We start from the raw sequence: 19,166 nt of genomic DNA, 5'->3' as shown, positions 1-19,166 counted from the left end.
GGATCATTGATGACCGGCACACAGAAGACTTAAGGCATTTTAACGCAAATGGATACGATTCAGAAATCCGCCAAACTCAATGGCGTTTGCTACGATATTCGCGGCCCCGTTCTCGAGCATGCTTATCGGCTCGAAGAAGAAGGCCATCGCATCATGAAACTCAACATCGGCAACCCGGCGTCGTTTGGCTTTGCCGCGCCCGATGAAATTATTCAAGATGTAATCTACAACCTACCCAATGCCGAGGGTTATGTTGCCTCGCGCGGTCTGTTTGCCGCGCGCAAAGCGATTATGCAAGAGTGCCAAAAACTACGTATCCCCAATATCGATATCGACGATATCTACCTGGGCAACGGCGTTAGCGAGCTGATTGTTATGTCAATGCAGGCACTGCTAAACAACGGCGATGAAATGCTGATTCCGGCACCCGATTACCCGTTATGGACCGCTGCGGTAAATCTGGCGGGGGGGAATGCCGTGCATTACTTGTGCGACGAGCAGGCCGATTGGTATCCAGATATTGACGACATCAAGGCAAAAATTACCGATAAAACGCGCGGCATTGTGGTGATCAACCCCAACAATCCGACGGGCGCGGTATACAGCCAAGAGCTACTAGAGCAAATTGTTGCGCTCGCCGAAGAAAAAAACCTGATTATTTTTGCCGATGAGATCTACAGCAAAATTCTCTACGATGATGCCGAATTCGTACCTCTGGGACGATTGGTAAACGACACGTTATGCATCAGTTTTAACGGCCTGTCTAAGTCCTATCGTTTAGCTGGATTTCGCTCGGGCTGGATGATCGTCAGCGGCGCCAAACACAGAGCTAAAAATTACCTAGAGGGCATCGAGATGCTGGCCTCTATGCGCCTGTGCGCCAATGTCCCGGCGATGTACGCTGTGCAAACCGCACTGGGGGGCTATCAGAGCATCAACGAGCTGATTCTGCCCGGCGGCCGACTGTGTGATCAGCGCGACGCGGCATTAACCGCGCTAAACGATATTCCCGGTGTCAGCTGCGTAAAACCCAAAGGCGCGCTTTACCTGTTCCCCAAGATCGACTTAGATATGCATAAGATCCAAGACGACCAGCAAATGGTGCTGGATTTTTTGATTCAAGAAAAAGTTCTTTTGGTGCAGGGCACCGCGTTTAATTGGCCCGAACGCGACCACTTACGGATTGTGTTTTTACCGCGTGAAGATGAGCTCACCAACGCTATTGGACGCTTTGGTCAATTTATTCAACGCTACCGCCAGTAACCGTTATGGCCGATTTACATATTACTGATTTTTATCGCGACGCGGCCAAGGCTCTCAACCTAATTTACGGGAGCTTTCCACGCTTGGTGACGGTGTTTATTGAGGATATTGCAGGGCCAGATTCGCCCGATGAATTTGGCCTGCACAGCCCACGGCATCAAGCGTGCTTTGCCACGTTATTATGGCTCGCCGCCGAAGGCTATATTCGCTACCAAGACACCATTCGCCAAGAGGCCATCGATCAGGTCACCCTAACCCACAAAGGTTTCACCTTGCTTAGCGCGCAGCTTAGTTGCCACTCGGCCTTAAGCGAGAAGATCACTCACATTAACACTCGGCTCGGCGGCCAAGAACCACCCAGCGCCTTAGTGGGTGACTTTAGCCCTGCCATCGACTTACTGCGCGCGGCGCTACAAACTCGCGCCTCCAGTGCCATCGACACCATCATGCAGATTTTACTTAACCGCTAGGTTAAAGTTTCATCTGTATTAACGCGCGGAAACTCAAAATGCAGCAGCTTAAGCCGCTGCTCGGGATTGGCATCTGGGAATTCCGGTGCGCTGGCCAGTCGCGCGACAAACTGCGCTGTCGGACAGTGTTCGGCAAAACACTCGAGTAAAAAATCGGTGGCCAGTTCTGGGGCGTTTAAACAGGCGAGTACACGGCCGCCCTCCGGCATTAACTCGGGCAAGCGACGCACCAGTTTGGCGTAATCTTTACTGGCCACAAAACTGCCGCGCTGAAAACTCGGCGGATCGAAAATAACAATATCGTAAGGCCCCTGACGCCGGATCCGGCTCCAAGATTTTAAAATTTGCTCGGGCAAAAACGCACTGCGTTGTTTATCTAGGCCATTAATATGGTGATTCTCACGGCCCTGAGCCAGTGCTTTTTTGCTCATATCGACATTCACCACTCGCTCGGCGCCGGCCGCTACCGCCACCACCGAAAACGCACAAGTATAGGCAAATAAATTTAGCACTCGCTTGCCCGGCGCTACCGCCTCTAGCCACTGACGACCGGGCTCCATATCCAAAAAATAGCCAACGTTTTGCTGGGTTAACGGATTAAGTAAAAACCGCAGAGGCCCGCGCGCGGCAAGCCAGCGCTCGGGCATATTACCCTCTACCACCTCAGATGGCGCCCCCTCTAAATAACGTCGCTGCACCACTATCGTCCAGCCAACTTTTACCGCCACTGGGGTTAACTCAGCAATTAACTCTGCCAACCAAGTATTTGGCGGTTCGGCAAATAGCGTTATCAATAATACCGGCTGGAAAAAATCTAAGCAGACAAACTCAAGCCCGGGATAGCACTGCCCTCGCCCATGAAACAAGCGGCAACTGTCTTGTATTTGTGCGGGGTTTTTTAAGCACTCGCGCGCTAAAGAATGGAGTGACTGCAGGTCTATTTTTGCCAAATTGGTGGAGTGCATAGTGACGCTCAAAATGTTATCTCATTACCCGAGACGGTGCCCACGGGATACAATAATTGTTGCTGATAGCCGGTAATAACAGGGAAAAAACCCGCCAATTGTCGATCCAGCTGCGGATCGTTGGTGTCGAGCTGTAATGCCCGACCATTAAGAGCCTGCAGCTTTTCAGTGGTGGCAATCACCATGATCCCCTCGCGCCCAACACGGCGAATAATGTCGGCGGCCAGCTGTTGATTACCGCGACCAAAAATATGTCCTTGGCCACCAATCGCGGTGACAATAATACTCGCCGGCCCATCGTGCTCACCCATGACGTGACGAATATCATCGGCGCTAACATCGCGGTTAATTAGCTCACCCGCGCGCAATAAATCCACCCCCAAAAGTGTACCCGTCAGGCCTAATTGCTCGAGCAAAACTTGGGTGGTAGAGCCTGGCCCCACAAGATACAGCGTGTTCTCGTCTAACTTTTCGATCACACTCGCCGCCACCTCCAGCTGCATCAATTCATCCACCACAGCACCGGCGTTTTTTACCTCTTGCAGCCACTGCGGCTCCTCGGGCACGAGTAATTCGCTATAGTGTTTGGCCCGTACGAAACCTGCGCGAAACGCTTGTTCGTCAATGTCGCGCACCTCACGCTCCACCAGTGGGGCCCATTGCTGCTGCGCCAAACGGCGCAGAATTTGCCCCGCCGCTTCTGGCGTATTGGCATATACGCCAGAATGAATTTTAACCCCGGCGGGCACCCCCACTACGGGTACAGTAAGGCCTATGGCATCGGCGATATTACGAGCAGTACCATCACCGCCGGCAAACACAATCACATCGACACCAGCTGCCACAATAAGCTGTGCCGCACGCTGTGTGTCTGCATCGTCACTCAAAGCCGCCAACGGTGCGCCCACAGATTCAAACGGTAAACCCAATGCTCGCGCAGTATCGCCCCCCATTGCGCCCGCAAAACCGACTAGCTTTAGCGCCGCAGGCTCGGCGTCAGCGACAAGGCTAGCCAACGCACGGGCCATGCGCTCGGCCGCCCGTAACGGCGCACCACGGGCCAGCGCAAGCGAGCGAGTCGCTATACCATCGCTGCCTTTTAACGCCACGCTACCGCCAATACCGGCGTATGGGTTGATGATGATTCCGAGTTTGAGCATTTACCACCATACGGTTTGATTAACAGGTAATCATATTTGCTTAAAAAAATTTACTGAACGATAAAACCCATGGCCTTTAGGGTAATAGCCAGCGGCGTATTAGCGGCTACGCCAGTCACTTGGTAATTGTTAAACTCGCGTCGCACTGGATAGTCTTTGCGCAGCTGATCAAAACCCTGCGATAGCGCCTCGCCCTGCCCACCGGCATCAGACGCCACGGTCCTCAAACGCTTATCATCGGCGGCAATAGCGTACACCTGGTCTATCAACTCGCGTACGGCTTGCCAATCATCCGCCCCTAGTGGCGCCTCAATACGATTGTGCTCGACCGCTGGCAGTACGTCTGTGAGCGTTACACTCGGCGCCAAGCCAAAGCTCTCACAAAAAGCGTCGTAAATCATCGCGGTGCCTTTTAGCTTGCCATCAAAGCTGTAACCGGCAATATGCGGTGAGCCAAGCGCTACCCGCGCCAGTAACGACAAGTCGATATTGGGTTCCCACTCCCAGACATCCAGTACAACTTGTAAATCGCTGCGCTCATGCATCACTTGCAACAACGCTTTGTTGTCGATAACCGCACCGCGGCCACAATTTAATAAAATACCTCCGCGGGGCAGCTGTAACAGTTGCTGTTCCGTCAGTAGATGGCGGCTGGGGTGCATTCCGGTGGTGGTTAACGGCGTATGCAAACTTACGATATCGCATTGCAGTACGTCTTCCAGCTCGCACAAGTCTGGGTTTTGCTCAAGCGACAATAGCGGGTCATAGCAGCGGCAATTAACGCCTTGTGCCGTTAAGGCGCGATAAAGCGCCCCGCCTACATTGCCGCAGCCAATAATGCCCACTGTTTTACCGCGCCAATCGATATTTAAGTGCGCCAGCGCTGCGTACACATACTCCACCACCGAGTTGGCGTTACAACCCGGGGCGTTAATGTAGCGAATACCTTGCTGGTCGAGCCAAGGTTGATCGAGGTGATCCATACCTATGGTGCAGGTACCGACAAATTTAACTTGGCTACCGCCTAACAACGCTTCATCCACACGGGTTACCGATCGCACCAATAATGCATCGGCATCGGCTACATCGGCAGCGCTCAATTGCCGTCCGGGTAAGCGCACGATCTCGCCGTGTGCGCTAAAAAAATCTTCCGCTAATGGAATATTCTCATCTATTACTATTTTCATTTAGCGTTAATCCTGTTGAGGGTTTATTTTACGCGCTCGCTGAGCCAGCGCATCGGTCCAGCCCATAGCACGGCTAAACGCGGAAAATTGATCCAACTTTACGGCACTGCGCTGCAATTGTTTCGGATGCTCAAGCAATGGAATATCTTGCACGATAGTCGCCAACTGCTGCGCTAGTTTAATTTGTTCTTGCGCGGCCAATATTTTGGCCGCAAGCGTACGAGCACCGCGCACCGGCACTTGTGCCACCTCGTCCAGCCGCGCAAACAGCGCATCAAGCGAGCCAAAGTAACGCAGCAAAGCAATCGCCGTCTTAGCGCCAATACCCGGCACACCGGGAATATCATCGCCAGCATCGCCCACCAACGCGAGGTAATCGACTATCTGCGCCGGCATCACGCCGTATTTAATGGTTATATCGTCGTGCTGATAGCGCACATCGGCACTGTAATCCCAAAAGCAGTCCTGCTCGCGCGCCAGTAACTGAGCTAAATCTTTATCGCGACTCAATATGGCAATAGCCGTGGGCTCGGCGCAACAACTTAAATACAAACTGCCAATTAAGTCATCGGCCTCGTAGCGGGTACTGGCAAAAGTCGCCAAGCCCAAGAGCTGCGCCGCCTCAGCACAGGCTTTTAATTGAAACTCCAGCGCCGCGTCGGGCAGAGCCCGAGAGCTTTTGTAGAGTGGGTACAGCTGGTGGCGAAACCCCGTTTCTAGGCTTTCATCAAAACACACGGCTAAACGTTCGGGGCGATGACGTTCTAGTAATTGCAGTAAAAAACCGGTAAAGCCATACACCGCATCAGTCGAATGCCCTTCCCGCTCGCTAAAGCGGCTTTCGGGCAACGCAAAATAGTAACGGAATATATAAATCGACGCATCGATAAGACAAACAGCAGGTGCGGTCAAAGACTGGACCTCACAAAATGACGGTCATCCAAAAGCGCCTCAAGGGTCATATCAGGGTGGTAAAAACTCAGTAAACCACGGCAAAAACTCGCAACTCGGTCGCTCACACCCGCGCGGCAAAGGCGTACGACCTCGGTATGTACTGCGTTTTTAAAGGTCTCGGACGGCCCCAGCCCTTGGTCGAGGTTATCGGCACTGACGCGAAAGTGAACACCGGCTGCGACCGAAAACAACCATTCCAGCGCCTGAGGTTTTACCTCAACCCGTTCAAATTCGGCCTGTTGCTCGCGGCTGCGGCCGTCGGGTGCATACCAATAACCGTAATCCTCCTGTAAGCGTCGCTCGGGGCCAGCCACACACCAATGGGCTACCTCGTGCAAAGCGCTGGAGACGTAGTCGTGACTAAACTCAATCATATGGAGATCGTACTCATCACTGGCGGGCCGGTAGAGCGGCTCTTGGGCGCCAGCCACCAAGCAGGTGCGCTCAGCAAGACGAAAACAACGGTCAAAAATAGCAACCAACTGCTGGCAATTGGGCGAGGTATTTACCGTGGCGATATTAAAAGATGGTGCAATCAAAGTTGTCGGCTCGTGTTAAATCTGGGCATTTACTGCGTGCATCAACATTAAAACTAAGCCAACGACTGTTAGGCTATAGCGGTGAGCAAACAAGGCAGTATTTACGAAGCGGGTATTGTACTAAAGCTGTTAAGCATATACCTTGTACTGTGATGACCCTGTTATCGTATATATCGGTGTCGCAATTGTGTTTTCGCACCGTATTTTGGCATTGTACCTCGACATTGTACTTCAGAGCCTCATCCGGCCCCCGGCCTCATCTAGGAGGTGTGTATTATGAAGACCCCCGTCAAAAGCGACAACTCAGATAACGTTGTTGATTTCTTTTCTGGCAAATCTTTCAACGAACTCCACGATCAGCGCTTTATACGCCTATCGGCCGAGCTCGACGGACTGGAGATGCTGTATTCCAACGAAACTAATCCCGACAAGCTGTTTAGCCTAAAGATATTATGCTGGGGCCTTAGGGCCAATGGCGATGTGGTAGGTTTAGTGCCATGGCTTAATGACATTGTTGCCTGCGAGGATGTATTTGACCCCTTAAACGGGCAGTGGGAAGGTTATTACGATGTGGGTATCGACGAAGTGTTTTTTGACGCGCCTATGCACAAAATCATCGAGTTGGAAACGGCCGCCGAATACTACGAGCTTGAGTGCGAAAACGATGACGATGTCGTTCAAGAGCTACCCGACACCATTGGCACTCACGCAGTATTGGCCAACCCAGCCAACCACCAGCTAACACTGGTAGAAGTGGTGAGCTGGCGATTGCTACACGATGGCAGTATTTTTGGCATGCTTACCGACGCCGACAAAGTCAGCAGCACACCCGTATTGCCTGGTGATGAGTGCCTGTACTCTGCGCAATTGCACGATGAATTTCGCTACTTTTTTCAGCACCAAATTGCCAATAAAATTAAAGCCGAAGATCCAGAGGCACTGGCTGCGATTTCGATGTTAGTAGAAGAACAACCCTAGCTGCGCGGTAACGCTACTCACGCTCCAATAAACGGATGGTGTAATAAAAGACACCATCCGTTTCAGTATGACTCAACAGCTCGTGTCCCAAAAACAAACAAAACTTAGGGATATCACGGCTCGTCGATGGGTCTGTCGCTTGCACTTCGACCACATCACCCGCCGCCATTTTTTTTACCATTTGATGCAACATCATCACCGGCTCTGGGCACAACAAGCCTTTTACATCCAAAACATTATCAATTCTCTTATTCATAGCGTTATATCATCTTAAAACCGCCGCACAGCGGCTTGGGTAGTTGCTAAACTTGATATTAGTAACCCACCTGCTTAAAGCATTAGCAGCAACTTTAAGCAATGGGCCTGTCCATAATCGTTGCATATAGACTTTTCCATTTAAGCGTTTACGCATTGTTTTTTGCACTATTTTTTATGCATAGCATATAAAAACAGCAAAAGCCTGCCACGTAAGCCTTACTTAACCATCCCACAACGGGAGTTTGTTGTTATGGCGTTTTTGTATCGCGGCGTTTCTATTCTCGACAACCCCACACCCGCCTCATCGCACATGTTCAGCTGCCATAATTTACGGCTTACGCAAAACTTACTGCACGATAAAGACCCAGCTCTGGCAGAGCAGCTGGTCTTTTTATTACACAAGTACTGTAGCGAAAAACCAGCTAATGAGCGTCGTCAAATTGAGTTTTTACTGTTGATCAAGGAGTTGGGTGCGGCATCAGTTGCTCGCATTATTGCGGATCTTACCGCTATAGGCGCCCAACGACTCGAACAGCCAACAGCACAGCCCAGCGGCACACGACCTTTTAAACAGCTACTAGACGACTGGATTGCCCTTGGCGACTGGTTAGTTCACGCCGCGGTGGTAGATGGACTGTCCAATCATTAAAAATTTGCGTTACAATAAAACAAAAGTGCTACCGGCGACAAAAAGCAAAATAAACCAGCTATTTAATTTATCGTCGGTTGCCAACCAAAAGGCTGAAAAGCCGCGCAGAAAAGGCAAACCATGATTTACGTTTTAGTCGAAAGGCACATCGCCGACGCAATGGAAACCACCTACGATGTGATCGCCCAAACAGCACTTGAGGCAGCACATCGAGCACCAGGATTTATTTCTGGTGAAACACTGAACGACATCCAGCGCAGTAACCATCGCTACTTGCTGTCTAAATGGCGCTCTTTACACGACTGGCAACTGTGGTATTACAGCGATGAGCGCCATCAGGTGATTAATCAGCTCAACCCGACGCTGGCCGATTTTGAAAAAATCACACTGCTAGAGCGTTAGCGAATACGAATGTGCCCTGTGACCTCTTCGCGATCGTGATACAACTGCTTAAATGCAATATCTGCCTTAATCCCTGCTGCAGCCATAGTTTCGGCCAATCGATCAGCTAATTTGGTAACCTCGGCGTAGCGCTGTTTCATTGGTAGTTTTAAGTTAAACACCGCTTCGCGAAATAAACGCCGTTCGGCCCAGCGCCCCATTAAGCTGGCGGTTCGTGCAGGCTTATCAGCAATATCACACACCAGCCAATCTACCGCTTTTTTCGGCTCGTAAACAAAACCGTCCATTTGGTGATGCGTCACCTGCCCGGTGTCCATCAGCGATTCGGCCATAGGGCCGTTATCCACCGCATCGACAAACATGCCGCGCTTGACCAGCTGCCAGGTCCAACCGCCGGGGGCAGCCCCTAAATCGACCCCTCGCATACCACCGGCTAAACGCTCCTCCCATTCATCTGCGGGAATAAAGTGATGCCAGGCCTCTTCTAGCTTTAACGTCGCACGACTAGGGGCCGCCGATGGCTGACGCAAACGCGGAATCCCCATAGCAAAACGTGCACTATTATTAGGGGGCGTGACCCCTACCACGGCACTGCTGCCGGATAAAAACAATAAATGCATACGCCACTTGCCCGACGACTGCGCTAGCCTCTGGTGCTTTTTTAGCGCCTGAATAAAGGGCTTACTAAATTTACGAGCCAATGCCGTTAACGACTTTCCCTCATTGGTATCGGTAGTTTCAGGCCACAGATCGCACACCACAGGTAATTCTTGAGCAACTGCCAGCAGCGGCGTCAAACGATCATCGGTAGGTAAGTTTTGCAGGATTGGGCCGCCGGCAAACCACTGCCGAGTGAACATCAAACTCATAAAGTCCAACTGCTGCATAAGTCGTAAAGCACCATCTGACTCGTGCGTTACGTACATCACCAGCGCGGTGGTAGCCTCGGTTTTACTGTAACCGTAAATGCCTTTAGCCGCCGCTAAATCGTTTATCTCGGCGGCACACTCTTTTTCAAAGCCACTGCGACAGTGTAAGTAAAGGTGGTTCACGTTAATCTCCAGCGTTAATAATAAAGCCCGCCGCCGCTTGTGCTGCCGTGACGATGTGTTGATCTTGGGTATAGCCCGAGCGCACTCGGGGCTTAAAGTCGTGATCGCCGTCGGCCAGCCAGTGCAGAGCAATATTGGCCGGTAAATCATAGCTTTCTACGTCGTGCCGATCTCCCAGCTTGTCGCGAGTACCTTGAACAATCAAAGTTTGAACGCGCAGCTGCTGCAATGTATCAACCCGTAATTTATCGGGTTTGCCCGGCGGGTGAAAAGGATAACCAAAACAAATTAAACCACGCACCTCGACGCTGGCCGCCACAACCGCCGCCATTCGCCCCCCCATCGATTTACCGCCAATAAACACTGGGCCGTCAAATCTCTGGGTGACTTGCTCTAACGCTAGCATCCAGGATTCAATCAGTTCAGGCTGGCGGTTTGGCGGACGCTTTTTACCGTTTAGGCGGCGCTCAGCCATATAGGGAAACTCAAAACGACACACCGTAACACCGCATGCCACCAATTGCGCGCTCAGGTGCTGTAAAAAATCACTGTCCATTGGTGCACCTGCGCCGTGGGCCAAAACTAGTGTTGGACCATCGCCCACTGCTCGGTCAACCAGTAACTCCACAGCTAGCTTCCAGCAGAGTCATAGTCGGCAAAGCCCTGATCTGTTTGATCGTAATCCTCAGGTTCACGATCGGTTGATGCATAGCCCGCCGTTATACTGTCTGCCGGCATTAACGAGGTGCTGGCAATAGCGGGATCAAACACGATCACGACTTTACCGCGCTCCAATTGCCGACGCACCTGCTCGACTTTAACGTCAAGCGATATATCTTGTTCACCGTATTCGGTGCCCTCGCGGGTTACAAATTCTTCGATCAACGCATCGAGAGTCTCGCGCGCCAACTGTTGATGAGGAATAATCATGTTTGCCTGTGTTATCTTAGGGTAAGTCGCGATCGAGTCCCGAAGGGCCCGCACTGTAACCAACTCACAACTATAAAAGGACATCCCGTGAACCAGCACCTTGTACTCACTGTTATCAGCGCCGACCGTCCTGGGGTTGTGCAATTGTTAGCCAAAACCATTCACGCCCATCAAGGCAGCTGGTTAGAAAGCCGAATGGCTCACCTGGCCGGTAAGTTTGCAGGCATTCTACAGGTAGCTGTGCCGGATGAAAATCACTCAAATTTGCTCAATGCTCTAAAAGCATTGGCAGACGAAGGGCTGCAGGTGGTCGCAGAGCTTGCCGATAGCAATATCGATAGCGGTGATAATCATTTTTCATTTAGCGTAGTCGGCCCAGATCGCACAGGTATTGTCGCCGAAATCGCAGAAGCGTTTGCCGGACGCGGCATTAGCGTAGAAGAGTTAGAAACCGATTGCTCGAGCATGCCTTGGTCGGGTGACCCAATGTTTGAAGCAACCGGATTTATACGAGTGCCCACGGAGGTCAATATGGATGACTTATACGATCAACTGGATGTAATCGCCGATGAGTTAGCCGTAGATATTCGCATAGAGCAACCAGAGGCGCCCGAGCTGACACATTAAGCATTAAAACCTGTAGGCAGAATATCTCGGTGTTCTGAGACGAACCTCTAGAGAATAAACACACCCAGCTACGCGACCAGTCCGTTTAGCGCGTAGCCAATACCATAGGCCAATAGCGCGGCGGCGCCGCCCATTAAAAGCGTCTCAAGCGCCGCCATCGAGCGCGAGCTGCCCACTTGTGCCCCCTTGGCAGCTCCCACCAAGATAAAGCTTACCGCAGTTAGCGCACAACTCACCATATACGGTTGAGCCACCGCATCAACACTGGCAGCATTAATTAAAAACGGCAGCAACGGCAGCGCCCCCAAACTGATAAAAGCCACAAACGTCACAGCGGCCGCGGCGATTGCATTGGCCGACTCCAGCGTTAGTCCGTGCTCATCTTGTAGCATGGTGTCCACCCAAAGTCGTTCATCACCGGTAATGGTTTCGACAATCGTCGAAAGCGCCACGCCCTCAAAGCCTTTGGCTCTAAATATTTGTCGTATCTCTTCGCGCTCGCCCTCGGGATATAGTGCAATTTCACGAACTTCTTGACGGCGAGTTTTATCGCGCAACTGATTTTCTGCGCGCACCCCTAAATAATTACTGACCGCCATACTAAAACCATCGGCGAGTAAATTGGCAAGCCCAAGTATCACGACAACTGTGGCGGACAAGCCCGCGCCGGCAACCCCCGCAACAATAGCAAAGGTCGTAATCGCACCATCAATAGCGCCATAAATAAAATCACGTAAAAAATTTTGTGAGGGGCCTCGAGCCAATCGGGCGGCGATTCGAGCCGGTGCGTGGCAAGCAATGATCTGCTCGCGTTCGGCCTGTACTCTATGTGGAGGCATAGTTTAAATCCTTAACAAATGGGCCATTAAAAGCCGGCTCAATATTGTCGAGCCACCCCCATGGGCCGCAATTATTCTAAAACTTCGCGCCAATAAATAATGCGATCGTGACCACGGTAAGAGCCAAATTGGTACTCACCCGTAATTATTCCATCGTCAACGCCGTCAACATCCCAATCAAAAGTCAGCCACGGGTAAAGACTCATAGCAATATTAACTTCAAACGTACCCGCATTACCTGCTCCGGGGGCCGAGAAATAATGCTCTAATTGACCTTGCGAAAAAATAATATCACCGGCATCAATACCACCGTTAGGATACTCACCGCGAGCGATGCCCGCAGCTACTGTTACATCTCGATTGGCATCTACAGTAATGCTGCCATCAGGATAGCCAACCTCGCTACGGGCAATACGCGTACAACTATCGTCTTGGTTGCGCTGCCAGCGCGTGCCATTGTAGTACTCGGTGACAAACTTTACTGGTAAGTCCAGAATTTCTGGGCCGTAAGCACTGCCCAAAAAGAGGCGGCCATAACGTAAGTTAAGTGGCCCACCCAGTGCCACCGCCGAGCAACTATTATCGGCGGTGCAGTCCCCTGTCGTCATAGGGTTCACACTCTTTCCATTAAGCGGTCTACCATCCAAGTTATCGTTTAGGTTGAGCGCTAATTGCAACTGCATTAATGGCGCCTCGGGGACAGAGTCGCGCAAAAAACTCACATCTGTTAACGAGACATCCATTCTCCCCGCTTGCCATGGCTCTACGCCAGCAATTAGCCGACCATAACTACAATTGCCGGAGCTGCGTAAGCACTCGTCATTGTTTTCATAAACATATTCAACGCTAGCAGCACCTAAATAGTTTAACGACTGATCGTAATTAGTGACTACACTTCCACCCAGATTATTAGCCTGCAGCTGATAATCTAAGGCAATAGCCGGCTCACTCATGTAGCTAAATGACAGAGCCCCTGCCCCGCAAGCATTATTCGAGGACGACGAGTTAAGCACGTACTCGTAAGGGTAAAAGCGCCCAATTGTTGCACTGCTAGTTAACGCAATAATATCACCGGCATTCAAGTAATCATCCCCATTGAGTCGCGGCTCAATCGTAAAACTACCCACTTCACTCCAGCTCAGCGAAGTATTGTTAAACTGACCACTATTGCCACTCACCTTGGTAAAAGCACTGGTGCCACTTAAAGTGCCGAGTGAACCACCTAAAGGATACTGCAAGGTTAAACTTGATGGGTCTAACCGCGGCCTCTGGGGCGTAGATTCATTGCCAAAGTTGGGCGTGATATTACCCGCACTATTACGTGCCTCGACCGTCACAGTAAACGCCTCACCGGCCGCCACAAAGCCTGCACCGGCCGATTGTGTCTCGGGGTTTGCCGTTGCATCGGCTCGGTTTACGCTGCTAACGGCCAAAGTGTACGGCTTAACCACAAACGAATTGCTCGCGCCGGTCACGGTGATCGCAGGGTTATTGCCTTCCTCGGGCAGTGTTAATGCGCCATGCAAACGCACTGCGCCAACATCCGTATACATCAATGGAATAGCAGCAAAACCGTTCGCATTAAAATTAAGATTAACCGCTGTTAAGTTACTACTAGCACCTTGGTTGTTAGCACCAACACTCGTGTCAGCAAGGGTAAGCGTTTGTCCGGCGACACAATTAACAGGGTTAATACATTCAAACCCCAAAGCGACATCCAAGGAGGGATTTTGTACCCGGGCAACACAAGCGCCAGTCTCATCATCAGCCTGTACTATGCGCAACACTGGGCTCGAATCTTCAGTTCCGGCCACTTGATTGGCAATAGGCTCTAGCGTTTGGCTTTGATAAAACTTTAAGCCCACATCGGCAAATACAATACTAGGGTCTGCTGTTGCTGACTCACTGACCTGACCATCATAAACATTAATATTTAACGTCGCCGGTTGGCTCTGACGTAAATAACGATCAATTTGCGACTCGGTACCGGTAAAGGTATAGACACTACCTTCAGGCCAAACACCAGTCGCTGGAGACGTCCCCAAGCTTAAATTTGTGCCGGCCGGTGGCGCGATCGGCATACCGGTACTATCGAACGCCGTAATTCTTATAGGCTCTGCCTCGCAGGTAAGGCCAGCGCCAGCATGGCTGATTTCATAATAAGCCACCTGATCGGTACCACAGTAATAAAGGCCTGAGGTTAGATTGGGACCATCCGTACCTGCGGGTATCGCCACATAATTAGCAGATGACGGAGTACGCCAACGCAAACGTATTTCTGCCAAGCCGCCATTTTCATAAAATTGCATTCGCACTGGATACACATTGCCGGCCTCAAGGCTCACCGAAGTACTGGTATCAGTAGTCACTGCGTGATCGTTCCAGCGATTAATCAGCAATTGATTATCGACCCACAATCTAACCCCATCATCTGAGGCGGTTTGAAAACGATAAGTACCCGTTTCTGTGGCTCGAATAAAACCATTCCACTCCACCGAAAACTGGTTTTGTGTCACACCATTTATACCTGGAGCTCCACTTGCCCAATTAAAATTTATCGGCCCATCCACTCGACGCCCAGCCACTGCACCAGAAAGATCACGGGTATTATAATAGTCACCCCATATCCCCCCTCGTGGCTCACCGGCATCAGTCGGACAAATTTCACCGGGACACGGATGCGTGCGATTTTTTAAATCACTCACCTCAGTATCGGTAAGCACGCCACTGTATAAATACACCTCGTCCAGTTGACCGGAAAAATCTTCCGGCGTCCCCCCAGTATCTTCAATACGCCCCAACCGATTGTAAACTGCACCTACAACACCAGCAGGACCTGTCCCACTAGCATCTAATACACCATCGATATAAATTTTATAATCACCCGATACCGCGTTACGCGTCAGGGCGACATGACGCCAAGTACCGCTACTGATCGACTGGCTTGATTTGGTTGTATAGACATCGCCGACCGATATTCCAATATGACCGGATCCATCTAACCAACCCCAGAAAATATCATCATCATCACCAGAAATTTCCATCCCTGTTATTCCTGGCGCCCGCCAACCAACATTGTCACCGGTCTGAAGCGTTTTGATCCAAAATGCCAAACTAGCGGTATCATTTAGAATACCTGATAAACCTGTCACCGTGAGATAATCACCAGAACCGTCTAACTCGCCATAACGGCAGGTCCCTGGATCACCACTGATGGCGCGATCATCCTGTAATGTCGTTGCATCACCCGAGCTAGTGCCATGGCGATTATTACCACTGCTGTCTAGCACCTCACCGGCATTACCTTGCCAACTAAACTCATCAAATCGCCAGTTTGCCTCAAGTACGGCCGCAGGGTTTGAATCGCCACAGAAAGGGGAGAAATCAACACTATTTAACACGCCCCCAGCAAAATCCACCCGATGCTCTTGGCCTACAACTAAAGTTGAGCCCGACATGGCACCTGTTATTAACCCTTGATAACTATTGGTTTGTACCGCGCCAACGGCATAAACAAATGCTGGAACATTTAAACGTGTTTGAAGGCTAATGTTTCCCGTTGCGTATATCAGTAAATCACCTGCCGAGAAATTCGAAAAGTTGGCAAGATGATTAATAACAACATTGCCATTAACAAACAAAAGAACTGGACCCGACCCACCTTGACGATTAATCGTAACCTCATTAGCGAACGATAGATTACCGTCGACCCAATAACTTCCCGGTGCAAAATTAACTGTTGATTGGTAATTGGCTAAGAAGGTTTTAGTCAAGTAAGTGCCATTATCGGTACTCAATGTTAACTCGGATTCATTAGCCAAGATAACATTGCCATAGTCGCCCGCTGCGCGTGAATCACTACCTTGATAACCCAGAATAATATCGCCATTACTGCTAGCCCCAGTTATAAAGCTCACAGGCGCTGCGGCTGCTGGACTACCGCTGACGGCGCAAGCCGAGCCGCCACAACTCGCAGGGCCAGATGGGAGCTCTATTATTGTGTTAACCGAGTCGATAACATTACTGCCGCCGGTAACCAGTGCCTGATAACCCGCGCTAATTTGGCCGCTATTGGTATTAGTTTGCCAGCCATTGGTAAAAACCGCAGAGCAAGAGACTGCCCAACCAGGCAACGACACTAACGACAAAAACAAAGTGCAAAACAACAAGTAGGTTGAACGACAAGAAAAGATCATATTTATTCCTCCTCGCTCAAAAAAGCATCAACCCGCACTGTGCGCTCGGCGGTTACACTGGTGCCGCAGCTGCCCACACTATCGATTATGTATACGCTACTCGTATCATCCGGGCTTGTAGTAACACTACAACTCACCTGTGCCGAGCACTGCTGTAAACCTGTAACAGAATAATTTAACGTTAGATTTAATACATCGCATTGAGTATTAACGGCAGCGCGATCGATGCCGGTAAATATTTGCCCCACCCCAGCTTGCGCACCACTTTCGGCGGCGTATAACGCTTGAGTACTAATAAGCTCTTGGACGATAGAGTGACTGGACTGAATGGTCGAGCGCCACATAGCAATTGCCGCAACGCTCATGACCACTAAAATAAAAACCGCCACCGGCAATAAAAAACCACGCTGGGCGTTAGGCAATGAATGATAGCGATTAAGGAACATTACGTAATGCGACCTCTTGCTTTAACGCGACTGACTCACCGCGCAACGAAAACCTAACGCTAAGTGTTACCAACGAGCGGTTAGTAACGGTATCTAGCCCGACATTAAAACCCGTGCCCTCGCTCACGACGTTTTGAGCAATTAACGTAGAGCTGCCAGCAGGTGGCACGGTTTGTTCATCAACGCCCACATTATTAAAATACCTAAGCTCGCCAGCCAGCAGGCAAAAAGCTCGCGGGGCATCGAGTAAATAAAAACGTTGGTTAGCAGAGTTTCTAAGCCACGCATGTGTGCCAGCCAAAGCTAATTCACCACTACCACTCGCCGCGGATGGCGTCATAGTCACCGCTAATGCCGCAAGAGACGACGATGCACTTAAGGTTAACTCTGTGCTATTTAATGCCGCGATTGATATATAACGCGCGTGATTGGCGTCAGTTCGATAATAACTGGTATCAATTTTTGCTTCGCCAACACCAGCGACAATAGGAGTTTGATAGTGCCCATCACCCGCAATAGGCATAAATTTAATACACTCAGAAGTGCCACTGGTTAAATGTACCAAGCTATACGGCAACGCAACGCGCAGCTCGCGCGACACTCGCTCTAACGCTTGGCGACCAGTATTTACCAACAGTGCGCGCTTTTGGGTGGTGTCGTAAGATTCGGCACTACTAACAATAAACTGCGTACCAATAACCGCCAATATGCCCACAATGACAATAACGGTTATCAACTCGATAAGAGTAAAGCCTTTTGCCACCGGTGAATGTCGCATTAAAAATTCACCCGGTAACCGGCTAACGTTAGTGATTCGCCATCGGTGGTGGTAACCGTTACTTGTATTAATTTAGCCGGCAAGCCATTTAAGCTGGTTAACTCTACCGCTACGGTACGACTATAAAATGTTGAGTTTGTGTCAGGCGAATCTGTTACACCATCGTAATCGTCAACATCGTCATAATCGGTTTCGGTTGTATTATTGCAAGGCAGTGCACCCGCCGAATCGCAGGCAGGCACGCCACCGGCAGGCGTGTTCTCGTCGTATCGCAAAGCCATAACAGCGTCTAGCCGCGCTTGGGCGTATTGCAGCATACGTAAACGCTTTACTGGGTCGGCACTGTTAACCACCGAAAACTGATACACACCCAGTAAGCCGCCTAAGGCGAGAGAGATAACAACAATAAAAACAATTAACTCAACAAGCGATATGCCACGACTAGCGCGCCGGCTAAGTGAATCAAATGATGAGAGGTTAGTACGCATAGCCACTAGGCTCGATGGTAACCACCGCCGAGGCTCCGGCTTTTTGGACGGTTAACTGGGCGGTTGCCGCCAAGTTGGTAATTTGGCCAAGTTTATTGTAAGTATAGCTTTGACTTGGAGAGACACTCACACCATTAACAAACGTTAGTGGGTAGGCATCTTGGTGTAATCTAATTGAACTACCATTTTTAAGCACATTAACACTATTGGCGTTAATCACTAAGGTGATACCCGATTGCGCCATGGCTTTTTGTTGAGCAAAAAATAAAGCCGCGACTAGATCGTCGCGGCTTGTTTGTACCGAGGCAACTGCGCTATCGGTAAAGCGCGAGCCAACAGTAATCCCGATCACGCCAAGAATAACGATAACGGCGATCAGCTCGATTAACGTGAAGCCCTTCGAGCGCTGATTCATACCAATTATGGTGCGGTAACACCGTAAGCCGTAAAGGTTTGTGTCGCTTCTGCAGTGCCATCAGAATTAGTATCTAACGTAAGGGTACACGTTGAAGATCCACCCTCAGTGCCAACACCACCGCCATCGAGCGCGGTACCAGTACCTGCAGTTATTGTGTAATTAGCGGGTAAACCGCCATCGAGTAAACCAGCAACCGCAGGACAAGTAGCAACCGTAGTAATGGTTGTTGTCGTCGCTAAACCTGCATCATTCGCAATATTATTTGCATGATTCAAAGCTGATGCACTAGATAAACCGCCTGCAACGCCCCTTGCTGCTGCCTGCTCTGCTGCTGTAGACAGATCCACAAAACGTGGAACTGCCACGGCCGCCAAAATACCCAAAATAACAATAACGGCAATCAGCTCGATCAGGGTAAAACCACTTTGTTGGTTTTTCATAATGTCTCTCCAGTTATGCTAACCGACTTGAGGCCGGTTGTTTAAATTTAGTCCGTTTGGGGGCTTCCCGCGTCAAACGCACCAAGAGTATTAGGGTCTTCCGTGCTTATTTTTAAGCCGCCAAACT

General features: G+C 50.4%; 22 protein-coding genes. 6 read left to right on the top strand and 16 right to left on the bottom strand.

Annotated features, from left to right (window positions below; genetic code table 11):
* The first annotated feature begins 48 nt into the window (after positions 1–48).
* Both GILYN3_RS15345 and GILYN3_RS15340 read left to right on the top strand, forming a co-directional pair.
* Positions 49–1,263 (top strand): pyridoxal phosphate-dependent aminotransferase, encoded by a 1,215-nt coding sequence (locus GILYN3_RS15345; protein WP_049723814.1) that lies wholly within the window; start codon positions 49–51, stop codon positions 1,261–1,263.
* A 5-nt stretch (positions 1,264–1,268) separates the two neighbouring features.
* Complete coding sequence (locus tag GILYN3_RS15340) at positions 1,269–1,733, top strand: hypothetical protein (RefSeq protein WP_049723813.1); 465 nt, start codon at positions 1,269–1,271, stop codon at positions 1,731–1,733.
* Here the strand turns inward: GILYN3_RS15340 and GILYN3_RS15335 are convergent.
* From GILYN3_RS15335 to GILYN3_RS15315, 5 genes are read right to left on the bottom strand one after another with little or no spacing between them, the layout of a single operon-like run.
* Positions 1,730–2,698, bottom strand: coding sequence for a class I SAM-dependent methyltransferase (locus GILYN3_RS15335; protein ID WP_084005495.1), 969 nt, complete (start codon positions 2,696–2,698; stop codon positions 1,730–1,732). The genes GILYN3_RS15340 and GILYN3_RS15335 overlap by 4 nt on opposite strands.
* Positions 2,699–2,706: 8 nt before the next feature.
* Positions 2,707–3,858: an ATP-NAD kinase family protein gene (locus tag GILYN3_RS15330; RefSeq protein ID WP_049723812.1), complete on the bottom strand. Its 1,152-nt coding sequence runs from the start codon at positions 3,856–3,858 to the stop codon at positions 2,707–2,709.
* 50 nt (positions 3,859–3,908) lie between these two features.
* Positions 3,909–5,045: a 4-phosphoerythronate dehydrogenase gene (locus tag GILYN3_RS15325; RefSeq protein WP_049723811.1), complete on the bottom strand. Its 1,137-nt coding sequence runs from the start codon at positions 5,043–5,045 to the stop codon at positions 3,909–3,911.
* A gap of 6 nt (positions 5,046–5,051) precedes the next feature.
* Entirely contained in the window at positions 5,052–5,957 is a 906-nt protein-coding gene (locus GILYN3_RS15320) for a 5'-3' exonuclease (protein WP_049723810.1), read from the bottom strand.
* Positions 5,954–6,538, bottom strand: a complete 585-nt coding sequence (locus GILYN3_RS15315) for an elongation factor P hydroxylase (RefSeq protein WP_232305613.1) — start codon at positions 6,536–6,538, stop codon at positions 5,954–5,956. Before GILYN3_RS15315 ends, GILYN3_RS15320 begins: the two co-directional genes overlap by 4 nt.
* A 276-nt stretch (positions 6,539–6,814) precedes the next feature.
* On the opposite strand from GILYN3_RS15315, the gene GILYN3_RS15310 reads away from it, so the two are divergent.
* Positions 6,815–7,516: a hypothetical protein gene (locus GILYN3_RS15310; RefSeq protein WP_049723809.1), complete on the top strand. Its 702-nt coding sequence runs from the start codon at positions 6,815–6,817 to the stop codon at positions 7,514–7,516.
* A 13-nt stretch (positions 7,517–7,529) separates the two neighbouring features.
* Here GILYN3_RS15310 and tusA read toward each other — a convergent pair whose 3' ends face one another.
* The gene (gene tusA, locus GILYN3_RS15305; protein WP_049723808.1) at positions 7,530–7,772 is read right to left on the bottom strand and encodes a sulfurtransferase TusA; all 243 of its coding nucleotides are present in this window, start codon (positions 7,770–7,772) and stop codon (positions 7,530–7,532) included.
* Positions 7,773–8,024: 252 nt separating this feature from the next.
* Between tusA and GILYN3_RS15300 the strand changes: the two genes are divergently transcribed.
* A complete protein-coding gene (locus tag GILYN3_RS15300) occupies positions 8,025–8,423 on the top strand; it encodes a hypothetical protein (protein ID WP_049723807.1) in 399 nt (132 codons plus the stop codon).
* Between the two features lie 120 nt (positions 8,424–8,543).
* Positions 8,544–8,825 carry an antibiotic biosynthesis monooxygenase family protein gene (locus GILYN3_RS15295; RefSeq protein WP_049723806.1) on the top strand — a complete coding sequence of 94 codons (282 nt, stop codon included), beginning with the start codon at positions 8,544–8,546 and terminating at the stop codon, positions 8,823–8,825.
* Here the strand turns inward: GILYN3_RS15295 and rlmM are convergent.
* The 3 genes from rlmM to GILYN3_RS16930 are packed head-to-tail and all read right to left on the bottom strand — an operon-like array spanning position 8,822 to position 10,807.
* A complete protein-coding gene (gene rlmM / locus GILYN3_RS15290) occupies positions 8,822–9,877 on the bottom strand; it encodes a 23S rRNA (cytidine(2498)-2'-O)-methyltransferase RlmM (RefSeq protein ID WP_049723805.1) in 1,056 nt (351 codons plus the stop codon). The genes GILYN3_RS15295 and rlmM overlap by 4 nt on opposite strands.
* Position 9,878: 1 nt before the next feature.
* Positions 9,879–10,505: an alpha/beta family hydrolase gene (locus GILYN3_RS15285; protein ID WP_049723804.1), complete on the bottom strand. Its 627-nt coding sequence runs from the start codon at positions 10,503–10,505 to the stop codon at positions 9,879–9,881.
* Between the two features lie 2 nt (positions 10,506–10,507).
* Positions 10,508–10,807, bottom strand: coding sequence for a YheU family protein (locus tag GILYN3_RS16930; RefSeq protein WP_084005493.1), 300 nt, complete (start codon positions 10,805–10,807; stop codon positions 10,508–10,510).
* 87 nt (positions 10,808–10,894) lie between these two features.
* Between GILYN3_RS16930 and GILYN3_RS15275 the strand changes: the two genes are divergently transcribed.
* Entirely contained in the window at positions 10,895–11,434 is a 540-nt protein-coding gene (locus GILYN3_RS15275; protein WP_049723803.1) for a glycine cleavage system protein R, read from the top strand.
* A 68-nt stretch (positions 11,435–11,502) separates the two neighbouring features.
* Here GILYN3_RS15275 and GILYN3_RS15270 read toward each other — a convergent pair whose 3' ends face one another.
* From GILYN3_RS15270 to GILYN3_RS15240, 7 genes are all read right to left on the bottom strand, one after another.
* Complete coding sequence (locus tag GILYN3_RS15270) at positions 11,503–12,273, bottom strand: VIT1/CCC1 transporter family protein (protein WP_049723802.1); 771 nt, start codon at positions 12,271–12,273, stop codon at positions 11,503–11,505.
* 71 nt (positions 12,274–12,344) lie between these two features.
* Positions 12,345–16,469 (bottom strand): DUF6701 domain-containing protein, encoded by a 4,125-nt coding sequence (locus GILYN3_RS15265; protein WP_049723801.1) that lies wholly within the window; start codon positions 16,467–16,469, stop codon positions 12,345–12,347.
* Positions 16,470–16,471: 2 nt separating this feature from the next.
* Positions 16,472–16,915, bottom strand: coding sequence for a pilus assembly PilX family protein (locus GILYN3_RS15260; protein WP_049723800.1), 444 nt, complete (start codon positions 16,913–16,915; stop codon positions 16,472–16,474).
* Positions 16,905–17,693 (bottom strand): PulJ/GspJ family protein, encoded by a 789-nt coding sequence (locus GILYN3_RS15255; RefSeq protein ID WP_049723799.1) that lies wholly within the window; start codon positions 17,691–17,693, stop codon positions 16,905–16,907. The genes GILYN3_RS15260 and GILYN3_RS15255 overlap by 11 nt, the downstream gene beginning before the upstream one ends.
* Complete coding sequence (locus tag GILYN3_RS15250) at positions 17,693–18,181, bottom strand: hypothetical protein (RefSeq protein ID WP_049723798.1); 489 nt, start codon at positions 18,179–18,181, stop codon at positions 17,693–17,695. The genes GILYN3_RS15255 and GILYN3_RS15250 overlap by 1 nt, the downstream gene beginning before the upstream one ends.
* Positions 18,171–18,596 carry a type II secretion system protein gene (locus GILYN3_RS15245; protein WP_049723797.1) on the bottom strand — a complete coding sequence of 142 codons (426 nt, stop codon included), beginning with the start codon at positions 18,594–18,596 and terminating at the stop codon, positions 18,171–18,173. The genes GILYN3_RS15250 and GILYN3_RS15245 overlap by 11 nt, the downstream gene beginning before the upstream one ends.
* Before the next feature lie 5 nt (positions 18,597–18,601).
* Entirely contained in the window at positions 18,602–19,039 is a 438-nt protein-coding gene (locus GILYN3_RS15240; RefSeq protein ID WP_049723796.1) for a type II secretion system protein, read from the bottom strand.
* Positions 19,040–19,166 lie beyond the last annotated feature (127 nt).

Source organism: Gilvimarinus polysaccharolyticus (assembly GCF_001187555.1).
GTDB classification, from domain to species: Bacteria; Pseudomonadota; Gammaproteobacteria; order Pseudomonadales; family Cellvibrionaceae; genus Gilvimarinus; species Gilvimarinus polysaccharolyticus.
Note: the sequence above shows the minus strand (reverse complement) of the source record. Positions and strands in the feature narration are given on the sequence as shown.